We start from the raw sequence: 20,159 nt of genomic DNA, 5'->3' as shown, positions 1-20,159 counted from the left end.
GATGCTGCGCATCGAATGCCCCTGCTGCGGTCCGCGCGACCATGACGAGTTCCGCTATGGCGGCGATGCTTCCGTCCGGCGTCCGGCCCATGACGATCCCGATCCGGAGGCCTGGTACGCCTATGTCTATGTCCGGAAAAACCCCGCAGGCCTCCACCGCGAGTTCTGGCAGCACGTGGTCGGCTGCCGCCAGTGGTTGGTGGTCGAGCGCGACACACGCAACCACGTCGTTTCTTCGGTCACCTTCGCCAGGACATCGCAAGCATGAACGCCCGGAACAAGCGGCTACAAGGCGGCGGTCGCATCGACCGCTCTTATCCCGTCGAATTCAGCTTCGACGGCCAAAAGATGGCCGGATATCGTGGTGACACGCTCGCATCCGCGCTGCTCGCCAACGGCGTCACCCTGGTCGGGCGCAGCTTCAAATATCATCGTCCGCGTGGCATTCTTTCCGCCGGGCCGGAGGAGCCGAACGCCCTGGTCACGCTGGGGACAGCGGGCAGGCGCGAGCCGAACTTGCCGGCGACGACGCTGGAGCTTGACGACGGCATGGTCGCGGAAAGCCAGAACCGCTGGCCGTCGCTCGCCTTCGACGTGCAAAGCGTCAATGGCCTGTTCGCGCCGTTTCTTTCGGCCGGCTTCTACTACAAGACCTTCATGGGCCCGACGCGGCGCGCCTGGAAGGTCTACGAGCACTTCATTCGCAAGGCGGCTGGCCTCGGCAGAGCCGGCACCGAGCCGGATCCCGATCGCTACGTCGTCCGTCATGCCTTTGCCGATATCGCAATTGTCGGTGGTGGTCCGGCCGGATTGTCGGCGGCACGGGCAGCCGCCGCGGCCGGCGCGCGGGTCACGCTGATCGAGCAGGATTTCCTTCTCGGTGGTCAGCTTCTGGCTGAACGGTCCGACGGCACGGCGGCCTCATGGTTGAGCCAGGTCGAAGCCGAACTGAAAAGCTTCGAGACCGTCACGTTGATGAAGCGGACCAGCGCTTTCGGCGTCTATGACGGCAATGTCATAGGCCTGGTCGAACAACGCGACCAGGTCGGCCCGCCGCGAACCGGCGAAGCTCGGCAAACAGTCACCATGCTTCGCGCGCGCTCGATCGTTTTCGCCACCGGCGCCATCGAGCGTCCGATGGTGTTCTCGAATAACGACCGGCCCGGCGTCATGCTCGCCTCGGCCGCCCGGACCTACCTCAACCGCTTCGCCGTTCTGCCGGGCAGGAAAGTCATCGTCACTGCTGCCAATGACAGCGCCTGGCGCACCGCCTTCGACTACGCCGCAGCCGGCGCTGAGGTGACAGTAGCCGATCCGCGCGCCGCACCGCCCACAGCACTTGTCGTGGAAGCCGCACGGCTCGGCGTCACGGTGCGGGTCGCGACACGCATTGTCGACCTGCATGGCGGCCGTGCCGTCAGGGGCGCGACACTCGCCGGACCGGACGGCCAATCCGAGGCCGCCTGCGATCTGGTCTGCATGTCCGGCGGATGGTCGCCGACCGTGCACCTGACTTCGCATCTGGGCATGAAGCCTCGATATCGCGAAGACATCGACGGCTTCGTGCCAGGCGCCTTTCCAGCCAACCGGTTCGGAGCCGGCGCAGTGATGGGAAACTATTCGACCGTCGACGCCATCCAGGATGGTCATCGCGCCGGCATCGAAGCGGCATCCTTCTGTGGCAAATCGGCGCCGGCACCAGCGCCTTCAAAGCTCGATCTGGGCGAAACCGTCAGGACCATGCTTCGCGACGTCCCGTCCGCCCAACGCGGAAAAGCCTTTGTCGATTTCCAGATGGACGTGACGACAAAGGACATCGAACTCGCCCATCGCGAAGGCTATGAATCGGTTGAGCACCTGAAACGCTACACAACGCTCGGCATGGGTACCGACCAGGGCAAGACCAGCAATTTCCCAGCGCTTTCGGCGATGGCCGCCCTGCGTGGCTCAACGGTTCCCGAGACCGGCACCACGACCTTCCGCCCGCCCTTCACGCCGGTCGCCATCGGCGCGCTTGCCGGCCGCGCCACCGGCCATCATTTCAAGCCATTCCGCCGCACGCCGATGCACGACTGGCATCTGGCGAACGGCGCCGACATGCTGGAAGTCGGCCTGTGGATGCGGCCATGGTTTTACAAGCAGTCCGGAGCCGATGTGAACGAGGCCTACGTCGCCGACATGCGCAATGTGCGCCAGGCCGCTGGCCTGATGGACATCTCCACCCTCGGCAAGATCGACGTCCAGGGTCCGGACGCCGCCACGTTCCTCGACCGTGTCTACGCCAATGGCTTCGCCAAGCTGCAAGTCGGCCGTGCCCGCTACGGCGTCATGCTGCGCGACGACGGCATTGTCTTCGACGACGGCACCACGACGCGGCTGGCGGAAAACCGGTTCTTCATGACCACGTCGACCGCCAAGGCCGCCGACGTGCTGTCGCGGCTGGAGTTCCTGCTCGACGCCGCATGGCCGGAACTGCGCGTCGCCGTCACCTCGGTGAGCGATGAATGGGCGGCGATGTCCGTCGCCGGACCGAAGAGCCGCGCGATCCTGGCGGCGGCGTTTCCGTCGCTCGACGTTTCCAACGAAGCGCTGCCGCATATGGGCGCGCAAGAGAGGGAATGGAAAGGTCGAGCGCTGCGCATCCTGCGCCTCAGCTATTCAGGCGAGCGGGCTTATGAAATCTATGTCGGCGCAACTGCCGGTGAACGGCTCTGGAGCCACTTGCTCGAAGCCGGCAGGCCGTTCGACCTGAAGCCCTACGGCGTCGAGGCACTTGGTGCGCTGCGTGTCGAGAAGGGCCACGTCGCGGGGCCCGAAATCGATGGGCGCACGACGCTCGACGATCTCGGCCTTGGCCGCATGGTCGGCAAGCGCAGCGGCTTCGTTGGCGATGTGCTGCGGCGGCGCCCTGCTCTGCTGGCGCCTGACCGGCAACGCCTGGTCGGGCTGGAATGCATCGAGGACGGAAAGCGCCTGCGCGGTGGCGCCATACTGTTCCTGCCAGGCGAGAAAGCTCACGGCCACGGAAGCGGGCGCATCACCTCCGTCACCTTCAGCCCCGAACGCGGCCGCTATGTTGGGCTGGCGCTGGTTGCCGGCGATGTCGCGACAGAGGGAAGCGAGGTCGTGGCCGTCTATCCCATGAAGGCCGAAACGGTGCGTGCCCGCATCGTCTCGCCGGTATTCCTCGATCCGCAAGGAGAACGGCTGCATGGTTAGCCCGGATTTCAGCCTGTCCGTGGCCGATTGCCCGCTCATCCAGGTCGAGGCATGGGACGGAACGCTGGGCCAATTCGAATCGAGCCTCTCGGCGGCGCTCGGCACCGGACTTCCCGCCTCGGTCGGAGAGACGGTTCGTCACAAGAACCTTCTCATCATCCGCGTTGCACCGCGCCGTCTCTGGCTGGCGCTCGACGACGGGACGCAAGCTCCGTCCCTTGCCATCGATCCGGATCTCGGCTGTTCGGTTTGCCTTGGCGAAGGTAGCGTACGGTTCAGCCTGGCCGGGGCCGACATCGCAAGCGTTCTCTCCACCTGCATCGCCGTCGACTGGCATGCGCCGACCAGCGCTCCGGGCCGGGCCGTGCAGACATCCTTCCACCATGTGCCGGTACTCTTGCTTCGCACCGGCGAGACTTCGTGCGATCTCGTCGCGCCGCGAAGCTTCGCCCGCAGCCTCCATGATTGGCTTGCCGAGGGCTAGGCTGAATACTGCCCCAGAAATCCCATCATACGAATCCGACGCCGCCGCGCCGGCTTGGTCACGCGACTTCACGCGTCACAACCCGATTCATGTCGGCTGCTTCGCGCGGCCGCTACGGTGCCTCAACAGCCCGGTCAATTAGTCGTCGCTCATGGAACAAGAGGGCTCGGGTGAACGTTGAAAAGACGGGTTCGCCGTTTGCCAAGCAGTGAACGGCGGATCTTCCCTTCCAGGAATAGGAGAAGACGATGAGAAGTCATCTGATTCCTGCCGCCGCCGGGCTTATTCTGCTCGCCGGCATCGGCGTGGCCATCGCGGACGAGGTGATTATCACGCCCGAACAGCAGACGGTCATCCGCGAATATGTGCACAAGCATCCGCTGGCATCGATCAATCTTCTCGGGTTGGAACTCAGTGTCGGTTCCGCTTTGCCCGACACGGTCGAACTTCGGTCGATCGATGTTCCCGATGTCAAATACAAATATGTCGTCGTCGGCGATCACACAGTGCTGGTCGACCCGGGCACACGCAAGATTGTGAAGGTTATTGACTGACGGCAAGCCCGCCGTTCCTCGAGACAGCAGGCGTACCGCCCGATAGGAAAGGAGCCAGTTCAATGTTGCCGCATGTTGAGACGTGCGACGTGGCCGCGGCTGTCGACCAACTCCTGAACGAGCGATGCAACGCGTTGCTGTCGATGAAGGCAGCAATCGCCGCGCTGCGGGAACGTACGGGGACGGAGCGCTCGGACGCGGATCTGGAAGGACTGATCACCAAGAAGGCGGCGCTCTTCGGCGTCGCGGTGCTGTCCGACAGGGATTGAAGGCGAAAGCGCCGTTGGCACGGGCGGCGGCGCTTCGTTGCGAACGAACGATCGACCACAACACCCGCTTATCGGCGAGCTTTCGACCTCGCCTGCCTGGCTGCCGCCGGCTTAATACGAATTCGCAACGATCCACCCTCGGGATGGTCAATCTCGAAAGAATTCGTTTTCCGCACGAGATCACTTAGTTTCCGAAACCCGAAGGTCCGCGGATCAAAGTCCGAGGCCAGGTTAGCGAGTTGCGTGCCGACAGCACCGAGTGGGACCCAACCGTCCTCGCTCTCCATCTGCGCGATGACTTTCGAAATGACAGGCGTGGCGGCGCTGGGAGACTGAAGCGGGTTCGTGGCCCGGCTTGTGTCCCCGCTATTGGCATGCGTCGTTGCAAGCAGGTTCTCCGTGTAGACGAATTTGCGGCAGGCCTGGCGAAAACTCTCCGGGGTCTTCTGCTCGCCAAAGCCAAACACATCGATCCCCTGCTCGCGGATACGTGCCGCGAGACGAGTGAAATCGCTATCGGAGGAAACAAGGCAGAAACCGTCGAAGCGGCCGCTGTGAAGCAGGTCCATTGCATCGATCACCAGGGTAATGTCCGACGCATTCTTTCCCGTTGTGTAGGCAAACTGCTGTTGTGGGATGATGGCGTGCTTCGAGAGGATGTCGGCCCAGCCTTTGGAACGGACGCCGGAGAAGTCGCCGTATATGCGGCGGACGCTTGCCTCGCCGAGCTTGGCGATCTCTTCGAACAGGCCATCCGCGATCTTGGACGACGCGTTGTCGGCGTCAATGAGAACAGCGAGACGAGGAGAACGGATCTCAGGCATTGGATTCCTCCTGCACATAAGGCCTTCATGTCGATCCTGTGACGTGGACCGGAGGCTCTTCATTCTCGTCGGGATCGGGCAGCGGAGTTTCGTCCGGCGGGCCTTCCGGTTCGGGCTCGTCAATCGGTTCAGGCTTCCACGTAGGAGCCGGCATGGGCACATCGCGATTTGGGTCGGGTTCCTTTGGCTGAGGCATCGAGATTATCTCCGTTCAGCCGGGACAACCCGTCCGCCTGGCCATGGTTCCTGGCAAAACCCTCACTGCTCTGATTCATTACTCAGTCGGGATCGCATGGCTGGTGGTCGCGACGAGGCATCGGCGCTCGTGTTTTGCAGATCTTTCGGAACCGGTCCGATTTTCAAGCCGTTGTCTTGGACAGCGATCGAGGAGAACCGCCATGAAGGACAAGGCAGCAGATTCCGACAACACCTTGCCGCAGGTTGCCATCGACGACCAGGTGCGACAGCTGGCCGTCACGGCCGATTTGCCGTCAAACCAGGCCCGCGAACTGGTGCGCCGTCACGGCAACGATCCCAGGAAGCTCGAAGAGCTGGCGAAGTCGATCAACGCAGCGAACTGAGCCCAGTCGGATTGAAGCTGGCGATCCGCGGCTTTCAGTGAAGTATCGGGTTTCAGGAAGTGCGGGCCAAAAGCGCCACGCACTTTTCGGTTCGATGCTTCGCGTTTCAGGGCTTCCGGGCCGGCAGTGGTGGAGAGGGTTGGATTTGAACCAACGTAGGCATAGCCAACGGATTTACAGTCCGTCCCCTTTAACCACTCGGGCACCTCTCCAGTCTGCCGCCGGAGCCATGCAACGAGGCATCAACGCGTCGTGACCGCCTCAGCAGCCTTCCGCGAAGCGCCTTATGGCGGCACCGCCCAAAACTGTCAACCGCAAGATCCCGTCAAAACGCGCTGAATTTCATCTGCCATCCGGCAAGCCGTTCGATGCGGCAGTATCCATTGCCGCGCGACACGGTTATAGAAGCCGGTTATGAGCAACGACAGCAATTCCAAGACGCCCAAAGACACCCATTACGCCAAGCTGCGCCGCGCCTATCGCGACGAGAAAAGCGGCGGCGCGCCGGCGTTCAGGCCCCGACAGCCGGTTCCGCCGGGCGAAAATGCCGCGGACGGCCTGGTGCGGCTCTATGGCTTGCACACGGTGCGGGCGGCACTCGACAATCCGCGCCGCAAGATCCGGAAGATGCTGGTGACGCGCAATGCGGCCGAGCGCCTGGAAATCGCCGATCTCGCCGCCCTGCCCTTCAAGGCGGAGCTGGTCGAGCCCAGGGACATCGACAAGATCACCGGCTCGGACGCCGTGCATCAGGGTGTGCTGATCGAGGCCGAGCCGCTGAGACCGAAGCGGCTTGACGCACTTGGTGATGCCAAGCTGGTGCTAGTGCTCGACCAGGTCACCGACCCGCACAATGTCGGCGCCATCCTGCGCTCGGCGGTCGCCTTCGGCGCCGGCGCGCTCATCACCACGGCCCGCCACAGCCCGCAGGAATCGGGCGTGCTGGCGAAATCCGCCTCCGGCGCGCTGGAGCACATCGACCAGATCGAGGTGAAGAACCTGGCCGACGCGCTCGGCCAGTTGCACGAAGCCGGCTTCCGCACCATCGGGCTTGATTCGGACGGACCGGCGGAACTCGAAAAGAGCTTTGCCGGAGAAAAGATCGCCCTGGTGCTGGGCGCCGAAGGCAAGGGCCTGCGCCAGAAGACGCGCGAGACGGTGACGACGCTGGCGCGGCTCGACATGCCCGGCGCGATCCATTCGCTCAACGTATCGAACGCCGCGGCGATCAGCCTCTACGTGGCGCGGAAGTTCTTAGCGAGTAGCGAGTAGCGAGTAGCGAGTAGCGAGTAGCGAAAGTCGAATCCCGGCTATCCGTGGCTGCAATCCCTATTCGCTATTCCCTACTCGCTATTCGCTTCTAACCTACCTCATGCGCGGCCATCCGCTCCAGCGCCCTGACCAGAGCCGAATGATCTTCCTTTGCGCCGCCATTGGCCGCGCAGGAGTTGAACAGTTGCTGCGTGGTCGAGGTGTTGGGCAGCGACACGCCGAGCGCTTTCGCGCCCTCCAGCGCCAGGTTCAAATCCTTCTGGTGCAGTTCGATGCGGAAGCCCGGCGCGAAGGTGCGCTTGACCATGCGCTCGCCATGCACTTCCAGAATGCGCGAAGCCGCCAGCCCGCCCATCAGCGCCTGCCTGACCTTGCCCGGGTCGGCGCCGGCTTTCGATGCAAAAACAAGTGCTTCGGCGACAGCTTCAATGGTCAGCGCGACGACTATCTGGTTGGCCACCTTGGTGGTCTGGCCGACGCCGTTCGGGCCGACCAGCGTGATGTTCTTGCCCATCTTCTCGAAGACAGGTTTTGCACGCTCGAATGGCTTTTCCTCGCCACCGACCATGATGGTCAGCGACGCCGCCTTGGCGCCGACTTCACCGCCCGAGACCGGTGCGTCGAGATAGTCGCAGCCCAGTTCGTTGATCTTCCTGGCGAATACCTTGGTCTCGATCGGCGAGATCGAGCTCATGTCGATGACCAGCTTGCCCTTCGACAGACCGGCCGCGACGCCGTTCTCGCCGAACAGCACGTCGGCCACCTGCGGGGTGTCCGGCACCATCAGGATGACGATGTCGGCGGCCTTGGCCACGGCGGCATGGCCGTTGGTGGTTTTTAGGCCCTTGGCGACGAGATCGGCAGGCGGCTTGGAGCGATGGTCGCTGGCGATGACCTTATAGCCCGCTTCCAGCAGATGCCCCGCCATCGGTGCGCCCATGATGCCGAGGCCGATGAAGCCGATGGTTTCCATTGTGGTTCTCCGTCTCTTGTTAGGCCGCGCTCTGTCACGCCCCCCTCTGTCCTGCCGGACATCTCCCCCACGAGGGGGGAGATTGGATGTCACCGCTGCCTTCGCCAATTTTCGAGCGTCAGAAAATCAAAGGGCGGCGCCGAAGCTGCCGATCTCCCCACCCGTGGGGGAGATGGCCGGCAGGCCAGAGGGGGGGCGCGAAGGAACGCGACTTCTACTGCGATAGCCGCTACGCCGCCGCGCTGCCCTTCCCGCTCAGTTCCCTGAACCACCCCAGCCCGGCCTCGGTCCCTGCCCTCGGTTTGTATTCCGCCCCGATCCAGCCGGAATAGCCGATGCGGTCGATATGCTCGTAGAGGAAGGGGTAGTTGATCTCGCCCGTCCCCGGCTCGTGACGGCCGGGATTGTCCGCAAGCTGGATATGCGCGATGCGGCTGAGGTTAGCCTCGATTGTACGGGCGAGATCCCCCTCCATGATCTGCATGTGATAAATGTCGTATTGCAGGAACAGGTTCTTCGAGCCGATACGGTCGATGAGATCAAGCGCCTGGTCGGAGTGTGTGAGGAAGAATCCCGGAATGTCGCGCGTGTTGATCGGCTCGATCAACAGCCTGATGCCGGCCTGCTCCAGCTTCTCCGCCGCGAAGGCGAGGTTTTCGGCGAAAACATCCTCCAGCACCTTGCGGTCGGCGCCCGCGGGCGCGATGCCGGCCAGGCAATTGACCTGCTGACAGCCGAGAGCCTGCGCATAGGCGATCGCCTTGGCGATGCCTTGGCGGAATTCCGGCACGCGGTCCGGCAATGCGGCAATGCCGCGCTCGCCCTTGCCCCAGTCGCCCGCCGGCAGGTTGAAAAGCACCTGGGTCAGGCCGTTCTTCTTCAGCCGGGCGGCGACGACATCGGGCGCATGGTCATAGGGGCCGATATATTCGATGCCCTTGAAACCGGCGCGGGCGGCGGCATCGAAACGGTCGAGGAAATCATGCTCGCCAAAGAGCATCGAAAGGTTGGCTGAAAAACGCGGCATTCTTTCTCTCCTCTTAGTCGAGCATGACGATCGCGGTCGGCGCGTCTTCCTGATGCTCGGCAAGGTCCTCGAATTCGGTGATCTTGTCGATCTCGGTGCCCATGGAGATGTTGGTGACGCGTTCGAGGATGAATTCGAGCACGACCGGCACCCGGTGTTCTTTCATCAGCCGCTGGGCCTCCTTGAAGGCGGCGGCGAATTCCTCGGGCTTGCGCACTCTGACCGCCTTGCAGCCCATCGCTTCGGCGACCGCAACGTGGTCGACGCCATAGCCGGCCTCCGGATCGCCTGATCGGTTGATGTTCTCGAAGGCGAGATCGACCTCGAAATCCATCGAAAACCCGCGCTGCGCCTGGCGGATCAGCCCGAGATAGGCGTTGTTCACGACAACATGGAGATAAGGCAGCTTGTGCTGCGCGCCAACCGCCAGTTCCTCGATCATGAACTGGAAATCATAGTCGCCAGACAGCGCCACGATGGTGCGGTCGGGATCGGCGGCGCGAACGCCAAGCGCCGCCGGCAAGGTCCAGCCGAGCGGGCCGGCCTGGCCGCAATTGATCCAGTTGCGCGGCTTGTAGACATGCAGGAACTGCGCGCCGGCGATCTGCGACAGGCCGATCGTTGTGACATAGGTGACGTCGCGGCCGAACGCCTTGTTCATCTCCTCGTAGACGCGCTGCGGCTTCAGCGGCACCTGGTCGAAATGTGTCTTGCGCTTCATCGTCTTCTTGCGAGCCTGGCACTCCTTCGCCCAGCCGGACCAATCGCGAAGCTTTCCGGCCGTCTTCCATTCGGTGGCGACGTCGAGCAGCATCTTCAGTGCCGCACCCGCATCCGACACGACGCCGAGGTCCGGCGCGAAGACGCGGCCGATCTGGGTGGGCTCGATGTCGACATGGACGAATTTTTTGCCCTTGGTGTAGACGTCGACCGAGCCGGTGTGACGGTTGGCCCAGCGGTTGCCAATGCCGAAGACGAAGTCGGCCTCCAGCATCGTCGCATTGCCATAGCGGTGCGAGGTCTGCAGCCCGCACATGCCGGCCATCAGCCGGTGGTCGTCGGGTATCGCGCCCCAGCCCATCAAGGTCGGGATGACCGGCACGCCTGAAATCTCGGCGAATTCGATGAGCAGATCCGACGCATCGGCGTTGATGATGCCGCCGCCGGCGACGATAAGCGGCTTTTCCGCGGCGTTGAGCATAGTCAGCGCCTTTTCGGCCTGCACGCGCGTCATGGCCGGCTTGAACGGCATCAGCGGCTCATAGGCATCGATGTCGAATTCAATCTCGGCCAGCTGAACGTCGACCGGCAGGTCGATCAGCACCGGGCCGGGCCGCGACGAGCGCATCAGATGAAATGCCTTCTGCAGCGCCATCGGCACCAGATAGGGCTCCATGACGGTGACTGCCCATTTGGCGACCGGCGCGGCAATGGCTGATATGTCGACGGCCTGGAAATCCTCCTTGTTCAGCCGCGCACGTGGCGCCTGGCCGGTTATGCACAGGATCGGAATGGAATCCGCGGCCGCCGAATAGAGCCCGGTGATCATGTCGGTGCCGGCCGGACCGGAGGTGCCGATGCACAGGCCGATATTGCCAGCCTTGGCGCGGGTATAGCCTTCCGCCATGTGCGAGGCGCCCTCGACGTGACGGGCAAGAACGTGGCGGATGGTGCCCCTCGCCTTCATCGCCGAATAGAACGGGTTGATCGCCGCGCCCGGCACGCCGAAAGCGCAGGAGATGCCTTCCTTTTCGAGAACGAGAACCGCGGCATCGACAGCGCGCATCCTGGCCATTTCCAGCCCTCCATAGGGTTTGTCGTTGTTGGATTGGCCAAGGATGTCAGCAAGCAGGCTATTTTTCAATTTTTTCAGAATATTTTTTCATTTCTAGAAAACGGCTCCTATCCCTTGATTTTATTGGATCTTTTGTTTTCCAGGAATTCACCCCTTCGATCGGATGAAAAACTTTTTCATTGCCCGTTTGGCGAAATCGGCTGAGAATGGCGCCATGGAAACGACCGAAAAACGCCAGCGCGGCCGGCCGCGCGCTTTCAACGGGCCATCGGAGGCCAACTCGGTGCAGTCGCTCGATCGGGCGCTGCGCATCCTGGCCATCGTCGCGGAGGGCAGCGGCCTCTCGCTGAGCGAGATATCGGCGCAGAGCGGCTTGGCCGCCTCGACCGCCTACCGCATGCTGACGACGCTGCAAAACCACGGCATGGTCGAATTCGACACCAGCGACCAGCTGTGGTCGATCGGCGTCGAGACCTACCGCATGGGCGCGGCGTTCCTGCGCCGCCGCAAACTGGTCGACCGCGCCCGCGTCGTCATGCAGGAGTTGATGGAGAGAACCGGCGAGACCGCCAATCTCGGCGTCGCCGAGGATGATTGCGTCGTCTTCGTCAGCCAGGTCGAGACGCATCAGGCGATCCGCGCCTTCTTCCGGCCGGGCACGCGCAGCCCGTTCCATGCGTCCGGCATCGGCAAGGCGGTGCTGGCCCATCTCGAGCCGGAGCGCGTCGGAACCATCCTGCGCAAGGCCGGCCTGCAGCGCTTCACCGATAGGACGCTGTCCGACATTTCGGCGCTGGCCCACGATTTGGCACGAATCAAGCTGCGGGGCTGGTCGGTCGATGACGAAGAGCGGCACCCCGGCATGCGCTGCGTGGCGGCGGCTATCTTCAACGAATTCGGCGAGCCGATCGGTGGCGTGTCGGTCTCCGGGCCAACGGTGCGGGTGACGCCGGAGCGGCTGGCCGAGATCGGGCCGCTGGTGCGCGACGCCGCGGCCGAGGTGACAAGGATGATCGGCGGGGTGAAGGCGACCTGATGATAGCGAGGCCTCTACAACCACGAAGGGCAACTTCACGTAGTCACGCGCCAAGATCACCACGCCGGACGCCGCGGGCCGCTTTGCGAGGCCGGCTGTCGGAGGCAGTAGCTTGAGGTTCGCGCTGCCCCTCATCTGCCTGCCGGCATCTTCTCCCCGTATAGTGACGGGGAGAAGGACGATGTCTAAACGATTTCGCCAATCTCCAACGCTGCGAAAAAGTGCGGAGTGCCGCGGCTAGCGTCCTTCTCCCTGTTTTACGGGGAGAAGATGCCGGCAGGCAGATGAGGGGCGGCGCCAACATTGCCTGTCGATCAATTCGACAAGGGCCTTGCCCCCAACAGCGAAAAGAGGGGCGGCGGGGGCTGCGGCGGGGGCGCCCCCTCTTTTAAGGGATTGAAACGCCTCCTCCTCTCAGAGACGACAGTAGTGGCGATAGCCGTCGTGGCCGATATAGGTGTCGGAGTCGACGTCGTAGCTCGCGTAGCGATCGTAGCAGCGACGGACGTGCCATGAGCCGCCGTCCTCGTCGACATAGACGGTACGGGGCTGCTGGGAGAGCAGGCTGCCCAGCACGAAACCGCCAACGCCGGCGGCAATGCCGATACCGATTTCGCGATTGTGGTGATGGCTGTGAGCAGCCGAAGGCTGGACGGTGCCGAGCAGCGTGCTGGCGGCGACGGCGGTGGCGATGACGCCGGAAACGAGTGTGCGTGTGAACATGACGATCTCCTTGCTTCGTTGACCGAGGCGATCCATCCGCCTCTTGATCATCTGTCGTCGCGGCAAGGAAAAAGGTTCGAATCCTTTTTCGATTTTTCTGGAACGGCTTGGTTCGCCCGGCGAATTCGTGCTGGCGGCGAGTTCGAAAGGGGAAATCAGAAGGAGCGAATAGTGAGTAGCGAGTGGCGAGTGGCGAGAAGGGAAAGCCAGGAACGCCACGTACCACTCGCTATTCGCTATTCGCTATTCGCTCTTTTCACATCCCCGTGACATGGCGCAGCCAGAAGGCGAGCGCGATGAAGCCGATGATGGTGGTGACGCCGGTCCAGTCGACATTGGCCTTCTTCACATCGTTGATGATCTTCACCAACAGCATCCAGGCCACGAAGATGATCGGGAGAATGATGACAAATCTGATCATGCGGCACCCCTGCTCGAAGCGATTGCACCGTTTCCATATGTAGGAAGCAATCAGGCGCTTTTCAGGATGCCCCTCGCCGACGGCCCATGCGGCATGCCGGGTAAAACGGAGTTTTGTCTTTACTGGCGCAACAAATATGCTAACCGGAGCGCCGTGCCCTTGTAGCTCAGCTGGTAGAGCAGCGGTTTTGTAAACCGAAGGTCGGCGGTTCGATTCCGTCCGGGGGCACCAAGGCCTTTTTCAGCCTTTGATATTGCTGGTTTTTTTACCTGTTTTTGCCCCACTTTTTTCAACCCCTGCTGTCGGTGGGACAAGTTTGTCCTTCTTTTGTTTCCGTAGCAGCTTGTGAATTGCTCTTCCCGCGATCCGTTTTCGGCTCGCACTTCGCGTGTAGAGCGTGGTCTGCTGCTTCGACGTCCACCCGAAGATCGCCATCAGATCCTCGTCGGTGGCGCCGTTCTCAGCTGCCAGGGTGGCGCCGGCTTTCCGCAGGCCGTGCATGGAGCATTGGGGCAATCCGGCTTGATCACACCAGTCCCGCATCTTGTTGCCGAGGCTGTTGACGGTGAATGGCGCCTTCCACTCCGAGACGAGGAACGTCATCTCCCCGCAAGGGCTGGCATCAATTGTCTGCTGAAGAGCCTGCAGGATGGGGATCTCCACAACCACACCAGACGATCGCTTCGTCTTGCCGGGGCGGATGGAGAGCCATCCGTCCTTCACATGCTGGCGGCCGACGACGGCGATATCGGCCAGACGTAGGCCCGTGTACATCCCGAGATGCAGCGCGAGACGAGCCTTGGAGCCGAGAGGGTGCTTGGCTTCGAACTGCTCGACCTCCTCCATCGTCCAGGCGTGGAAGCCGTCGCCGGCGTTGAGGCGCTTGATGCCCGCGGCGGGATTGACCTTCAGCAGCTCGTTCTCAACCGCCCAGCCGAATAGCGCGGACAGCGTCTTCGCGACCTCGTTTTGCGCCCCCGGCGTCGTCTTCAGGCTGTCGCGCATTTCTAGGACGTGCTTCCGCTCCATCATCGCGTAGGGGAGATCGCCGCGGCGCTTCCCCTTGTGCTCGCTGTCGCAGATCTCCTCGAGGAGCCGCAACCGGCGGCTCAACAGCGTCGGATTGACCCGCTTGCCGATTCGAGAGCGATACTGGCCGAGCAGCCATCGGAGCGTCCCCTCGGCGGCATCCTTGCGGCTGGCCGGGGTTTCCGGCTTCGCGGTTTCGGGCTTGTATGGGAGGTTGAGGCGCGCGCAGGCGACCTCTTCATCGAACTGATCCGTGCCTGGCGCTTCCGTCAAGCGCACCTTCGAGCGGCCGGACGCGCGGAAATAGAGACGCACGTTCCCGTGCCTGTCCCTGTCGACCGAGACTCCCTTTGGCAATTCCTTCGGCATCAATCCCAAGGGTTGACGCCTTTCTCGGCCCCGTCAAGAGGTTGAGAGGGCTCCGACCGGTGGGGCAGCGCCCGGAAGGCTTGCTCGACCTCTGAGACATCCCAGACAAGGCGACCCTCGATGACACGGGCGTCGGGCATCCTGCCATCGACGACGAGACGATCGAACAGGGTCGCGCTGATCCCGACCAAAGCGGCGGCCTGCTCCCGGTTCACACCAAACGGGATCAGGGTGGGCGGCAGGATGTGCATCCGGCCCGCCATCAATCGAATCCATCAAGCCAGAGCCGGTACGCGCCGTCGATCTCACGGAAGTTCGCGGCCTTTCCGGCGTCATGATCGAAGTCGATGCGGCTGGTGACGCCGCATTGTGCCTTCAGCCATGTCGCAGCTTCATCCGCCGAGCTCACCGTGGCGCCGAACTTCTTCAGGACGAAGGTCCAGAACCCCTTTTCGCCGCAGATGATGCCGGCTTGGCGGGCCAGGGCACCACCCTTGCGCGGTGGTTCGGCCGGGGCGGCGTCGGCCTCCGGAGCGGCCGTGCTAATTTTTGCAGCCCCGTTGGAGGGCTCCTGCTCGCGCCCGTCGACGGTATATTCATAGTCGCCAACGCGGAAGGTGACTTCCGATGGTCCGACGACATCGATGACGAGCTGCTCACCTTCGATGCGGACCTGCCAGGCCTCGCAGTCGCCGACGACATCATCGAGGAGGTGCTCGATCGCTTCGCGGACCGGCCAGGAGTAGCGGTGGACGAGCGTTGGTGTCACGGTTGCGCCTGCTCCGCCCGTTCGGCGGCCTCGCTGCCAGCGCGCACATGATAGCCATGACCATTCGCGCCAACGGTCCATTGCCGCTGTCGATTTATGGCCATCTTTCGATCGATCTCGTTGTGAAGATCGCAGCCCATCCGATGCGCGAGCCGGTACAAGATGATGACGATGTCCGCCGCTTCCTCGGCCGCCTTCGGATGATTGTCGTCCATCGTCAGTGCGCGCAGAAGTTCGGCCATCTCTTCGTTGGCTCGCGCGGCCACGCGCGCATTTGTCGATGCGGTGCCGAAAGTAGCCTCGGTCCACGTCACGATCGACTGCTGATTTTCCTTCATAGACCTACCTCCTCGAGGAACGTATCCAGCCCGGCCGGCTTGTCCGGCGCCAGCAAGGGTGCCTTGATGTGGGCATCCCAGTGGAGACCGAGATTGAATGAAATGCGCTCACGGATTGCCCGCATCCGGACGGCCTTGAGCTCGTCGGAGGTGCGAGCGATGCGCCGATCCCATTTCCTGAGCTCGCGCCAGAAGCCCCGATGTTCTCTCCGGGTGGCATCCGGCAGCATCCGGAAGCATTTCCCGCAGATGATCTCCTGGCTTTCATGCTCGCGCTTGAAGGTGCGGCGGCAGCGCGGATTGATGCAAGGAACTCGGTCAGACATTGGGATTGCCCCCGGGTCTAAGCGAGCGGATCATGCGGGGCCGCGACTCACTCCAGGAGCCTATTGTGCCAAAGATCACCAAAAAGGATTTGACCGACAGCGAGTGGACTTGGCTAAAGAACCTGAACCAGGGCGGCGCCGCGACGGCGATGCTGACAGTGGCTATGGCTGACAGACTTAAAGAGCTTGGACTCGCGGAGCAAAAACTTGGCGGGACCGGGATCAGCCAGGAGGGTAAGCGCGTCGTGACTGAATTCGTTGTGGCAGCAAGGCGCGCCAGAGGCTTACGATAGACCGACAAGACCATCTCCCAGGTCTGCGAATTATCAGGCAAGCCGAAAAGGCTGTCGCCGACCTCGACAAGCGCGAACTCGCCGCCCGCGCGGATCTTCGCCACCACAGCATCAGGAACATCCTGAAACGGTTCGTCGAACCACCATTGCCGACGGCCGTCGACGATCTGCTGATGGAGCATGTCGCCAAGTCGGAGGCGATCGAGTATCAGATCGGGGCGGTCAGACATTGGGGGCGAGACCATGAGGCGAGGTTGGGAATTTTGGCTCGGGGCGTCGTTCATCGCCGTGGCGATAGGCGTGATCGTTCCGGCCTTCTTTTTTCATCACTGGCGAGAAATCGTCTCGTCGATGGGAGCCGCAGCTGCTGCTTTTGCCGTGGTGGGAGCGGCCTTGGTTTCCTACGATGGCGCCATCTCGAAGGTGCGCTATGACCGCCAGGAGGGTCTGCTGGCCGCAGAAGCACATCGAACTGCTCTGCTGATCCGACTCGAGCTCGACACGTCGGAGTTCATTGCAGATATGCTCGAACTCCGGGAGAGTATTGGTGGTTCCACTCGACACAACCTTCTCGAATATGCCGTGAGAATCGAGGAGCCGGCAGCGATCGTTGAGGCTTGGCAAGACCTCGACAAAGTCCCTCGAAAGATAATTGCGGACCTGCGGGACGTCCGCGTCGCAGTTAGGAGATACAACCGGGTTCTTGAGGAGATCGTCCGAACTGAGGGGGCATGGCGAGGTTGGGATGAGGCACTTGATGGATTGGTGGCGGCTGCCCAGGTCTCGGCGCGGCGGATAGCGATGGAGCTGAATGAAATCGCGGATCTGCCACACCTTCCTCCTCATCCAGTAGAGCTCGATGATGGGGGAGACCCGGAAAGAACTTCCTGAGTAGCCGGACATCAGAACGGTATCTCGTCGTCAAGTTCGCGGTTGCTTTGACGGTTGCCACCACCCTGCCCGCCTCCTCCGCCGCCGAACCCTCCACCGCCGAAGTCGCCACCACCCCGGTTGTTGCCCCCGCTCGATCGACTGTAGCCGCCGCTGTCCTCACGCCGATCGCCGCCACCCTCGCTCTTCGTATCGAGCATCTGAAGCTCGCCACGGAACTTCTGCAGGATGATTTCCGTGGTGTAACGCTCCACGCCATCCTTCTCCCACTTGCGGGTCTGCAGCTGGCCCTCGACGTAGACCTTCATCCCCTTCTTGAGATATTGTTCCGCGACCTTGGCGATATTTTCGTTGAAGATGACGACGTTGTGCCACTCCGTCTTCTCCTTGCGCTCGCCGGAATTCTTGTCGCGCCAGGACTCCGAGGTGGCGATGCGGATGTTGACGACCGGATCGCCGGAGTTCAGCCGGCGGATCTCGGGATCGGCGCCAAGGTTGCCCACAAGAATCACTTTGTTCACGCTGCCGGCCATTACGCACCTATCTCTTTGAGGGCTTCTGATTTTGCTGTGTTGAGTTCGGTCATCGCGTCGTGCGAGCCGCCCGGCGTGTCGGGGTGGGCCTTCTTCGCGAGGAGGCGGTATGCGCTTTCGATGCTCTCGGCGCTGGGCGCCGCCCCGGGCGGGCAGCCGAGGACCTCGCGCCACGACGCGCGCTTCGGCGCCGGCAGCGCGGTGAAGCCTCGGAAGGTCGCCCGCACGATGTGCAGCCCGCCGTGGCGCATCTCGGTGCGCCTAGCCTCAACGATGTGGTGAATCGCCTGAAGGTTATCCTCGACCTTGGCGTAGCGGTCGACCGCGATGCAGACCTGCATGCCGTCCCAGACGAACCAGACGGCGACGCCGGGATCGGTTGGCCGCTCGACACCAAGCGTGACGTTCGAAGAGATCACCAGGCTCTCGACGCGCTTGTTCGTGTCGGTCGCAAAAAGACCGAGAGAGCCTCGCACGTTCTTCAGCGCGGCCGAAAGCGGTGTCTTGAACCGCGAGTCCGCCTTGCGCTCGGTGCGCGGCATCGTATCAGGCCAGGTCAGCGGGAAGGCTTGAGCGTCCATCAGAAACAAACCTCCATGCCGGCGATCGGCCGGTGACCGACCGGCGTGAGGACGGCGTCCTCGGCGGTCCAGCCAAGTCCGATCCGTCTGTTGATAGTGGCGGCGCTCGGAGAATCGGCCGTGAAGCTGGCGGCATCAGCCAGGCAGATCACGACACCGCAGATATAGAGGTGTCGGTTCTGCCTGGTATTCCGGTTCTGCTCGGCCGCTGTTGCCCAGCGGCAATTGCTTGGCTCATAGCCGCCTTCGTTCTCGCGGCGTTCGAGTGAATGCGCCGGTGTCGGTTTCGGCCCCAGATCAGAGAAGAAGCACTCGAAACCGGTGCGCGCGCCGTCACCAGTCAGCCAGCGATCACAGACCTTGATCCCACGGCCGCCGTAGTCAGCGAAGCGGTCCTGGCGCCGGTTGAGGCACCTCGTCTTCATCGCGGCATAGGCGCGATATTCTGGCGAATCGACGCGCCCGCCGCCCTGCAGGCGCCGCGTATGACCATGGAGGAGTTTGCTCATGGTCGGGCCTCACATGACGATCGTGATGCGCTCGGCGGCGCGGGTGATGGCGGTGTAGAGGTGGCGAGCGCGATTGTCGGGGAACGCCGAGCTCTCATCGAACAGGCAGACGGTTTCCCACTGCGAGCCCTGCGCCTTATGGACGGTCAGCGCGTAGCCATAGTCGAACTGCTGGGTGCCGTTCAGTTCCTTCCAAGGGATCTCGTTGCCGGCGCCCTCGAAGAATTCCTTCCGCACCTTGATCTCGACAGGCTCCGTCGAATCGAAATCGAGCGAGGAGACATGCATCCGGATGCAGTGATCGTTGAGATGGCCCTTGCGGCGCTTCAGCAGCTCGACGACACGCCAGAGGCCGCCGTTGAAGATGCCCTTGTTGCGGTCATTCTTCAGGCAGACCAGTTGGTCGTCGACCTCCGGCATAGTGCTGGCGCGGCCGTGCAGAGCGCGCATCCGGGTATTGTAGCTGGACCTCGTCTTGTTCAAGCCGACGAGGACTTGCCCCGCCTTCATGACGTGATCCTGCGTCAGCGCGGAACGCCGGATCACCTCACTAACGCCGTAGACCCCGTATTCGAGGCGGCCACCCTCGCGGATCGTGGTCGCCATCCTGATGATCGGATTCTCGGCGGCCTGCCGGTGGATGTCAGTCAGCATGATGTCGGGGTCCGCGTTGGTGAAGAAGCCGCCGCCCTTGACCGGCGGCAGCTGCGCGGGATCGCCAAGGACGAGGACCGGAACACCGAACGACAAGAGATCCTTGCCGATCTCCTCGTCGACCATGGAGCACTCATCGACCACGAACAGCGCGACGTCGGCGAGCTCGTCGACATCCTTGGCCACGAACTTCTTGACGCCTGTTTCGTGGTTGAAATCGACGTCATAGATCGAGGCGTGGATCGTCATCGCGTTGCGGCAACCGTTCTTGCGCATCACCATCGCGGCCTTGCCGGTGTAGGCCATGTACATGACACCGCCCTTCAGGGCGTCGGCGAAGTGCCGAGCCAACGTTGTCTTGCCGGTGCCGGCGTAGCCGAAGACGCGGAAGACCTGGCGCCGTGCGAGACCGCTGCTGTACCAGGCCGCAACAGCCTTCAGTGCGCCGTCCTGTTGCGGCGACCAGATCGGGGCGTCAGCCATTGGTGACGCTCCGCTTTCGCAGCTGGAAGCCCATACCGGCTTCACCACGGATCGGTGCGCCGGCGGCGCGTAGATCCTTGATGTAGCGATGGATGGTCCGTTCGCTGACCTGCAGATGAGCGGCCAGCTTGGGCGCCGTGGTGACCTCGTGGTCGCCGAGCATAGCGAGAACTTCGCCTGCCTTGGTTGCGCGGTGGTAGGCCATC

Annotated in this window: 26 protein-coding genes and 2 tRNA genes; 10 read left to right on the top strand and 18 right to left on the bottom strand. The window is 62.7% G+C overall.

What is annotated here, in order from left to right; genetic code table 11:
• Position 1 precedes the first annotated feature (1 nt).
• The 5 genes from NKG99_RS04290 to NKG99_RS04270 all read left to right on the top strand — a co-directional run bounded on the left by NKG99_RS04290 (position 2) and on the right by NKG99_RS04270 (position 4,526).
• Positions 2 to 268, top strand: a complete 267-nt coding sequence (locus NKG99_RS04290) for a sarcosine oxidase subunit delta (RefSeq protein WP_352864534.1) — start codon at positions 2 to 4, stop codon at positions 266 to 268.
• The gene (locus NKG99_RS04285) at positions 265 to 3,219 is read left to right on the top strand and encodes a sarcosine oxidase subunit alpha family protein (RefSeq protein ID WP_352864532.1); all 2,955 of its coding nucleotides are present in this window, start codon (positions 265 to 267) and stop codon (positions 3,217 to 3,219) included. The genes NKG99_RS04290 and NKG99_RS04285 overlap by 4 nt, the downstream gene beginning before the upstream one ends.
• On the top strand, positions 3,212 to 3,703 hold the full coding sequence (locus NKG99_RS04280; RefSeq protein ID WP_352864529.1) for a sarcosine oxidase subunit gamma family protein: 492 nt from the start codon (positions 3,212 to 3,214) through the stop codon (positions 3,701 to 3,703). The genes NKG99_RS04285 and NKG99_RS04280 overlap by 8 nt, the downstream gene beginning before the upstream one ends.
• 248 nt (positions 3,704 to 3,951) lie before the next feature.
• Positions 3,952 to 4,257, top strand: a complete 306-nt coding sequence (locus NKG99_RS04275; RefSeq protein WP_352864527.1) for a DUF1236 domain-containing protein — start codon at positions 3,952 to 3,954, stop codon at positions 4,255 to 4,257.
• Positions 4,258 to 4,319: 62 nt separating this feature from the next.
• Complete coding sequence (locus NKG99_RS04270; protein ID WP_352627145.1) at positions 4,320 to 4,526, top strand: hypothetical protein; 207 nt, start codon at positions 4,320 to 4,322, stop codon at positions 4,524 to 4,526.
• Positions 4,527 to 4,594: 68 nt separating this feature from the next.
• Here the strand turns inward: NKG99_RS04270 and NKG99_RS04265 are convergent, their stop codons facing one another.
• Positions 4,595 to 5,350, bottom strand: coding sequence for an NYN domain-containing protein (locus NKG99_RS04265; RefSeq protein WP_352864524.1), 756 nt, complete (start codon positions 5,348 to 5,350; stop codon positions 4,595 to 4,597).
• Between the two features lie 398 nt (positions 5,351 to 5,748).
• Here NKG99_RS04265 and NKG99_RS04260 point away from each other — a divergent pair, with 398 nt between their 5' ends.
• Positions 5,749 to 5,931 (top strand): hypothetical protein, encoded by a 183-nt coding sequence (locus tag NKG99_RS04260; protein ID WP_352864522.1) that lies wholly within the window; start codon positions 5,749 to 5,751, stop codon positions 5,929 to 5,931.
• Positions 5,932 to 6,058: 127 nt separating this feature from the next.
• On the opposite strand, the gene NKG99_RS04255 is transcribed toward NKG99_RS04260, so the two are convergent.
• Positions 6,059 to 6,143 (bottom strand) — tRNA-Tyr (locus tag NKG99_RS04255).
• Positions 6,144 to 6,345: 202 nt separating this feature from the next.
• On the opposite strand from NKG99_RS04255, the gene NKG99_RS04250 reads away from it, so the two are divergent.
• Positions 6,346 to 7,203: a TrmH family RNA methyltransferase gene (locus NKG99_RS04250; RefSeq protein WP_352864520.1), complete on the top strand. Its 858-nt coding sequence runs from the start codon at positions 6,346 to 6,348 to the stop codon at positions 7,201 to 7,203.
• Positions 7,204 to 7,291: 88 nt separating this feature from the next.
• Here the strand turns inward: NKG99_RS04250 and NKG99_RS04245 are convergent, their stop codons facing one another.
• The 3 genes from NKG99_RS04245 to gcl form a co-directional block, all read right to left on the bottom strand.
• Complete coding sequence (locus NKG99_RS04245; RefSeq protein ID WP_352864519.1) at positions 7,292 to 8,176, bottom strand: 2-hydroxy-3-oxopropionate reductase; 885 nt, start codon at positions 8,174 to 8,176, stop codon at positions 7,292 to 7,294.
• A gap of 229 nt (positions 8,177 to 8,405) precedes the next feature.
• Positions 8,406 to 9,203, bottom strand: coding sequence for a 2-oxo-tetronate isomerase (otnI, locus tag NKG99_RS04240; RefSeq protein ID WP_352864517.1), 798 nt, complete (start codon positions 9,201 to 9,203; stop codon positions 8,406 to 8,408).
• 13 nt (positions 9,204 to 9,216) lie between these two features.
• Positions 9,217 to 10,998 (bottom strand): glyoxylate carboligase, encoded by a 1,782-nt coding sequence (gcl, locus tag NKG99_RS04235; protein ID WP_352864515.1) that lies wholly within the window; start codon positions 10,996 to 10,998, stop codon positions 9,217 to 9,219.
• A 214-nt stretch (positions 10,999 to 11,212) separates the two neighbouring features.
• Here gcl and bhcR point away from each other — a divergent pair, with 214 nt between their 5' ends.
• The gene (gene bhcR, locus NKG99_RS04230) at positions 11,213 to 12,034 is read left to right on the top strand and encodes an HTH-type transcriptional regulator BhcR (RefSeq protein WP_352864513.1); all 822 of its coding nucleotides are present in this window, start codon (positions 11,213 to 11,215) and stop codon (positions 12,032 to 12,034) included.
• 414 nt (positions 12,035 to 12,448) lie between these two features.
• On the opposite strand, the gene NKG99_RS04225 is transcribed toward bhcR, so the two are convergent.
• Positions 12,449 to 12,757: a BA14K family protein gene (locus NKG99_RS04225; RefSeq protein WP_352864510.1), complete on the bottom strand. Its 309-nt coding sequence runs from the start codon at positions 12,755 to 12,757 to the stop codon at positions 12,449 to 12,451.
• Between the two features lie 256 nt (positions 12,758 to 13,013).
• Positions 13,014 to 13,178 (bottom strand): hypothetical protein, encoded by a 165-nt coding sequence (locus tag NKG99_RS04220; RefSeq protein WP_352864508.1) that lies wholly within the window; start codon positions 13,176 to 13,178, stop codon positions 13,014 to 13,016.
• A gap of 155 nt (positions 13,179 to 13,333) precedes the next feature.
• On the opposite strand from NKG99_RS04220, the gene NKG99_RS04215 reads away from it, so the two are divergent.
• A tRNA-Thr gene (locus tag NKG99_RS04215) sits at positions 13,334 to 13,409 on the top strand.
• Between the two features lie 9 nt (positions 13,410 to 13,418).
• Here NKG99_RS04215 and NKG99_RS04210 read toward each other — a convergent pair.
• Genes NKG99_RS04210 through NKG99_RS04185 form a run of 6 tightly spaced genes read right to left on the bottom strand, consistent with a single transcriptional unit; the run spans position 13,419 to position 16,532 of the window.
• Complete coding sequence (locus tag NKG99_RS04210; RefSeq protein ID WP_352864506.1) at positions 13,419 to 14,522, bottom strand: tyrosine-type recombinase/integrase; 1,104 nt, start codon at positions 14,520 to 14,522, stop codon at positions 13,419 to 13,421.
• A gap of 53 nt (positions 14,523 to 14,575) precedes the next feature.
• A complete protein-coding gene (locus NKG99_RS04205; RefSeq protein ID WP_352864504.1) occupies positions 14,576 to 14,839 on the bottom strand; it encodes a helix-turn-helix transcriptional regulator in 264 nt (87 codons plus the stop codon).
• A complete protein-coding gene (locus NKG99_RS04200) occupies positions 14,839 to 15,345 on the bottom strand; it encodes a hypothetical protein (RefSeq protein ID WP_352864502.1) in 507 nt (168 codons plus the stop codon). Before NKG99_RS04200 ends, NKG99_RS04205 begins: the two co-directional genes overlap by 1 nt.
• Positions 15,342 to 15,683 (bottom strand): MazG-like family protein, encoded by a 342-nt coding sequence (locus NKG99_RS04195; RefSeq protein WP_352864500.1) that lies wholly within the window; start codon positions 15,681 to 15,683, stop codon positions 15,342 to 15,344. The genes NKG99_RS04200 and NKG99_RS04195 overlap by 4 nt, the downstream gene beginning before the upstream one ends.
• On the bottom strand, positions 15,680 to 16,009 hold the full coding sequence (locus NKG99_RS04190; RefSeq protein WP_352864497.1) for a hypothetical protein: 330 nt from the start codon (positions 16,007 to 16,009) through the stop codon (positions 15,680 to 15,682). Before NKG99_RS04190 ends, NKG99_RS04195 begins: the two co-directional genes overlap by 4 nt.
• Positions 16,002 to 16,532 (bottom strand): hypothetical protein, encoded by a 531-nt coding sequence (locus NKG99_RS04185; RefSeq protein WP_352864495.1) that lies wholly within the window; start codon positions 16,530 to 16,532, stop codon positions 16,002 to 16,004. The genes NKG99_RS04190 and NKG99_RS04185 overlap by 8 nt, the downstream gene beginning before the upstream one ends.
• 13 nt (positions 16,533 to 16,545) lie before the next feature.
• Here NKG99_RS04185 and NKG99_RS04180 point away from each other — a divergent pair, with 13 nt between their 5' ends.
• The gene (locus NKG99_RS04180; protein ID WP_352864493.1) at positions 16,546 to 17,193 is read left to right on the top strand and encodes a hypothetical protein; all 648 of its coding nucleotides are present in this window, start codon (positions 16,546 to 16,548) and stop codon (positions 17,191 to 17,193) included.
• An 11-nt stretch (positions 17,194 to 17,204) separates the two neighbouring features.
• On the opposite strand, the gene ssb is transcribed toward NKG99_RS04180, so the two are convergent.
• Genes ssb through NKG99_RS04155 form a run of 5 tightly spaced genes read right to left on the bottom strand, consistent with a single transcriptional unit; the run spans position 17,205 to position 20,158 of the window.
• Positions 17,205 to 17,726, bottom strand: a complete 522-nt coding sequence (ssb, locus tag NKG99_RS04175; protein WP_352864492.1) for a single-stranded DNA-binding protein — start codon at positions 17,724 to 17,726, stop codon at positions 17,205 to 17,207.
• Positions 17,726 to 18,307: a J domain-containing protein gene (locus tag NKG99_RS04170; RefSeq protein WP_352864491.1), complete on the bottom strand. Its 582-nt coding sequence runs from the start codon at positions 18,305 to 18,307 to the stop codon at positions 17,726 to 17,728. Before NKG99_RS04170 ends, ssb begins: the two co-directional genes overlap by 1 nt.
• Positions 18,307 to 18,816, bottom strand: a complete 510-nt coding sequence (locus tag NKG99_RS04165; RefSeq protein WP_352864489.1) for a hypothetical protein — start codon at positions 18,814 to 18,816, stop codon at positions 18,307 to 18,309. The genes NKG99_RS04170 and NKG99_RS04165 overlap by 1 nt, the downstream gene beginning before the upstream one ends.
• A gap of 9 nt (positions 18,817 to 18,825) precedes the next feature.
• The gene (locus NKG99_RS04160) at positions 18,826 to 19,953 is read right to left on the bottom strand and encodes an ATP-dependent DNA helicase (protein ID WP_352864487.1); all 1,128 of its coding nucleotides are present in this window, start codon (positions 19,951 to 19,953) and stop codon (positions 18,826 to 18,828) included.
• Positions 19,946 to 20,158 (bottom strand): HTH domain-containing protein, encoded by a 213-nt coding sequence (locus tag NKG99_RS04155; protein WP_352864484.1) that lies wholly within the window; start codon positions 20,156 to 20,158, stop codon positions 19,946 to 19,948. The genes NKG99_RS04160 and NKG99_RS04155 overlap by 8 nt, the downstream gene beginning before the upstream one ends.
• Between the last annotated feature and the right edge of the window lies 1 nt (position 20,159).

It is taken from the genome of Mesorhizobium sp. M1409 (assembly GCF_040317535.1).
Taxonomy (GTDB): Bacteria; Pseudomonadota; Alphaproteobacteria; order Rhizobiales; family Rhizobiaceae; genus Mesorhizobium.
The sequence above is the reverse complement of the archived record's forward strand: the minus strand, read 5'-3'. Positions and strand labels throughout refer to the sequence as shown.

Bases quoted from the DNA above. Each gene is read 5' to 3' on its own strand.
- NKG99_RS04290 (WP_352864534.1), top strand. From the start codon at position 2: ATGCTGCGCATCGAATGCCCCTGCTGCGGTCCGCGCGACCATGACGAG.
- NKG99_RS04285 (WP_352864532.1), top strand. From the start codon at position 265: ATGAACGCCCGGAACAAGCGGCTACAAGGCGGCGGTCGCATCGACCGC.
- NKG99_RS04280 (WP_352864529.1), top strand. From the start codon at position 3,212: ATGGTTAGCCCGGATTTCAGCCTGTCCGTGGCCGATTGCCCGCTCATC.
- NKG99_RS04275 (WP_352864527.1), top strand. From the start codon at position 3,952: ATGAGAAGTCATCTGATTCCTGCCGCCGCCGGGCTTATTCTGCTCGCC.
- NKG99_RS04270 (WP_352627145.1), top strand. From the start codon at position 4,320: ATGTTGCCGCATGTTGAGACGTGCGACGTGGCCGCGGCTGTCGACCAA.
- NKG99_RS04265 (WP_352864524.1), bottom strand. From the start codon at position 5,350: ATGCCTGAGATCCGTTCTCCTCGTCTCGCTGTTCTCATTGACGCCGAC.
- NKG99_RS04260 (WP_352864522.1), top strand. From the start codon at position 5,749: ATGAAGGACAAGGCAGCAGATTCCGACAACACCTTGCCGCAGGTTGCC.
- NKG99_RS04250 (WP_352864520.1), top strand. From the start codon at position 6,346: ATGAGCAACGACAGCAATTCCAAGACGCCCAAAGACACCCATTACGCC.
- NKG99_RS04245 (WP_352864519.1), bottom strand. From the start codon at position 8,176: ATGGAAACCATCGGCTTCATCGGCCTCGGCATCATGGGCGCACCGATG.
- otnI (WP_352864517.1), bottom strand. From the start codon at position 9,203: ATGCCGCGTTTTTCAGCCAACCTTTCGATGCTCTTTGGCGAGCATGAT.
- gcl (WP_352864515.1), bottom strand. From the start codon at position 10,998: ATGGCCAGGATGCGCGCTGTCGATGCCGCGGTTCTCGTTCTCGAAAAG.
- bhcR (WP_352864513.1), top strand. From the start codon at position 11,213: ATGGAAACGACCGAAAAACGCCAGCGCGGCCGGCCGCGCGCTTTCAAC.
- NKG99_RS04225 (WP_352864510.1), bottom strand. From the start codon at position 12,757: ATGTTCACACGCACACTCGTTTCCGGCGTCATCGCCACCGCCGTCGCC.
- NKG99_RS04220 (WP_352864508.1), bottom strand. From the start codon at position 13,178: ATGATCAGATTTGTCATCATTCTCCCGATCATCTTCGTGGCCTGGATG.
- NKG99_RS04205 (WP_352864504.1), bottom strand. From the start codon at position 14,839: ATGGCGGGCCGGATGCACATCCTGCCGCCCACCCTGATCCCGTTTGGT.
- NKG99_RS04195 (WP_352864500.1), bottom strand. From the start codon at position 15,683: ATGAAGGAAAATCAGCAGTCGATCGTGACGTGGACCGAGGCTACTTTC.
- NKG99_RS04190 (WP_352864497.1), bottom strand. From the start codon at position 16,009: ATGTCTGACCGAGTTCCTTGCATCAATCCGCGCTGCCGCCGCACCTTC.
- NKG99_RS04185 (WP_352864495.1), bottom strand. From the start codon at position 16,532: ATGTCTGACCGCCCCGATCTGATACTCGATCGCCTCCGACTTGGCGAC.
- NKG99_RS04180 (WP_352864493.1), top strand. From the start codon at position 16,546: ATGAGGCGAGGTTGGGAATTTTGGCTCGGGGCGTCGTTCATCGCCGTG.
- ssb (WP_352864492.1), bottom strand. From the start codon at position 17,726: ATGGCCGGCAGCGTGAACAAAGTGATTCTTGTGGGCAACCTTGGCGCC.
- NKG99_RS04170 (WP_352864491.1), bottom strand. From the start codon at position 18,307: ATGGACGCTCAAGCCTTCCCGCTGACCTGGCCTGATACGATGCCGCGC.
- NKG99_RS04165 (WP_352864489.1), bottom strand. From the start codon at position 18,816: ATGAGCAAACTCCTCCATGGTCATACGCGGCGCCTGCAGGGCGGCGGG.
- NKG99_RS04160 (WP_352864487.1), bottom strand. From the start codon at position 19,953: ATGGCTGACGCCCCGATCTGGTCGCCGCAACAGGACGGCGCACTGAAG.
- NKG99_RS04155 (WP_352864484.1), bottom strand. From the start codon at position 20,158: ATGGCCTACCACCGCGCAACCAAGGCAGGCGAAGTTCTCGCTATGCTC.